This is a genomic window from Candidatus Lokiarchaeota archaeon (genome assembly GCA_014730275.1).
Taxonomy (GTDB): domain Archaea; phylum Asgardarchaeota; class Thorarchaeia; order Thorarchaeales; family Thorarchaeaceae; genus WJIL01.
This window is the reverse complement of sequence record WJIL01000029.1, coordinates 1-2,782: the sequence shown is the minus strand read 5'-3', so window position 1 is coordinate 2,782 and position 2,782 is coordinate 1. Positions and strand designations below refer to the sequence as shown.

Genomic DNA, 2,782 nt, shown 5'->3' with positions numbered 1-2,782 from the left:
GAAGATGTTGTAAAAGAAGATGGTTCAGAGGTCTACCAAGAGAAACCGCCCGTTGCCAGGACATACAAGTTCAGTGCCAACAGCACACACCCTGGCCGGATTAGATATGCTTTGAACTACCCCGAGGATGGAAATGGCGGACCTGACCCGGCAGAAATCATGATTACTGGTGGCATTTTTACAAATGAAATGGGTCATATGAGATGGCAGGACTACTTGGATCCTTACTCTGACGAATTTCACTACTACTCGTGGGCAAACGAAAGCTACTACCTAACAATCGAAGGTCTCGATGAGATAGAGTACATCATCCATCATGATCGGCCAAATGTACCGATGCTACCTCAGAACCAAGAATTCTACATTGAGAATCTACTATCTGGAGGTGTGAGATACCCGTACAGATTGCCCCTCGCCCAGGACTCCGTGCTTCGGGTGAATGGCTCAGTAGGTATGGTAGGCTTCAGTTGGAGAATCTGGAAGGTTACTGAGAATAACATCAGCTTTAGTCGGTCGATTGGTTTCGGTAGTGAAATCGAGTATGCAAACACCTACTATTTGCCAGCTGGCAACTACTTGGTTACTGCTACAGGTGGAGAGGGTGCGATTGGCCGTTTCGAGTTCAATCTTGGGCCGATTCTGGAAGGTGCCGGTAGTGTTGGTGTTGATGCTGGTGACATTATTGGACTTCGGGTCGATACAAGTCCGCTATCATTCTACAGAAGCAACGTTACCCTCATGACCCACGACAATGTCAGCGTTAAATCCGAGATAGACTATCTCAACGGGTATGGCGGAAACGAATTAGCGCTGGACATGACCCTTGGGAACAGACAGTCAGGTACGAGTTGGGTTGCTTACGGTAGCAATACGACATCTACACAACTTGGAACTGACAGTACGTCCTATTCGATGTTCTGTGAGGGTGATGGGATATTTGTTTTGACACCTTATCAAGTCAATAACAACACTGCAGGCATCGGCAACGAATACCACGAATATATGGTAGACTATGAAATCACCTTTGATGAGTACGAAGGATTTCTGAACGGGACCAATACACAAACCGTGACCAGCAGTCCAGTCTGGTCCAACTTCACGCTCGGCGATCCTGCTGATGCAACCGAAAAATATGTTCTTCGCCTGAGTGCGGTCCGCGGTACTTGGTACAACATCTCGATTTACACTGAGGACGTAGACTCGTGGGAGGCCTATCTGTATCAGAATGTAGATGATTGTAGCCACTACATCGATTGGGCCGGTGATCTTGAGGATGTGTTCACAGGGTCCCTTTCCGGAGATGGGTATCTCGAGCTTGGTAGTATCAGCGATGAGATGCTGTTCGTCTTTGATATTGACCGCAGCCAAGTTGAAGAGGGTTTCTTCAACATACTTGTAACACCGCATACCACGAACACTCTCGAGGCTCTTCCACCGCTCGAATATCAAGCTGGAGATGGAGTAGCACCCGCTGACGGCGATTGGCTTGCACAGAATGGGCTTCTCCTTGCAGGTGGCATTGGGGTTGCTGCTGTGGTGATAGTCGTCGGTGTGTACTTCTGGAAGAAAAGGGCTGCATAGCTGAACCAATCTCAATGATAGATGGACAGGTCAAATGACTCTCCGGCCTGTCCTTCACTTCTTTTTTCTATATCATGTATCAACTATGGAGTTACTCCGGAAATGAAATCTTATCCAACTCGCCTCGCACTATTTCTTTGTCTTGTTCGCTATCTATGTCCGAGATTGCTTCCTTAGCGTATTCCCTGTACTCTTTGAATTTCTCTTTGTCCTTCGCAACAGCGTATGCTCGTGCCATGGCTTCATATGCAAATGCTAAATCCCAATCCCCAACACCCGTATCCTTTGTTATCTCAAGACAGCGCTTTGCATGGTGCAGAGCAGATTCAGCCCGACCCATCGCAGACGCCACACGTGAAATCATGTAATCAGCGCGGGCCAAGTTGATCGGTTTCCCAATTTTCTTCCAATGATAGCGCGAAGTATGCGCCATGTCTAGGGCATCCTCTAGCTCCCCTTCCGATGGGTCTTCTTTGTCTAAAATCGGCCAAATGGCATTGTTTGTTTCAACAGCTATCTCCTTGTGGAATTCTTCAATCGAGAGTTTGTCATCGTCTGTCATGATCTTCAACCGTGATGTTAGGAGAACTTGCGCCTTATTTCATTATGGACAAGAATCATATTCACAGATTGTAGTTTCAGAGTCTACTGTCACCGAAAGCTTGATGCCTACGGTGTTCTCTCAAAGGGATATGAAATTAGGAGACATTTATCACAAAATCGTTGAAATGGGAATCGAAGCAGATCCTCGAAACAAAGAGAAAATCGACCAGATTCTTGAGAAATCAAAGGAGAAGCTGGAGAAACTCGAAGGCAAGAAGAAAGAGCTTGCCGACAAGGATGTGACATGGAACCCATACACCGATTGCCGTCTGCTCTATGGCAACGAAGACCGAGAAGTGGAGAGCGTCCTCTGTGGCGTCGACATTTCACCGGGTGAGCTAGTTCTTGCCGACAGACTAAGCGACAAGGGGCAACCCATAGATATGGTGCTAGCTCATCATCCCCACGGAATTGGCTCCTCAAAGCTTGACTGGGTAATGCAGCTCCAACCAGAGCAATGGGCGAACCTGGGCGTACCTATCGCACAGGCTGAATCCGCAATGGCTAAACGATTGAAAGAGGTTCATTTTAGCCTTAAAGCAAGAAACCACACCAGAACAATCGATGCGGCCAGACTGCTCGATCTGCCCTTCATGTG

At 47.6% G+C, this 2,782-nt stretch carries 2 protein-coding genes; one reads left to right on the top strand and one right to left on the bottom strand.

The genetic code is table 11. The annotated features are described in order from the left end of the window. Positions 1–1,672: 1,672 nt before the first annotated feature. Complete coding sequence (locus GF309_04280) at positions 1,673–2,143, bottom strand: hypothetical protein (protein ID MBD3157983.1); 471 nt, start codon at positions 2,141–2,143, stop codon at positions 1,673–1,675. Positions 2,144–2,273: 130 nt separating this feature from the next. Here GF309_04280 and GF309_04275 point away from each other — a divergent pair. Then, a partial coding sequence (locus GF309_04275) for an NGG1p interacting factor NIF3 (GenBank protein ID MBD3157982.1) occupies positions 2,274–2,782 on the top strand: 509 nt, incomplete at its 3' end.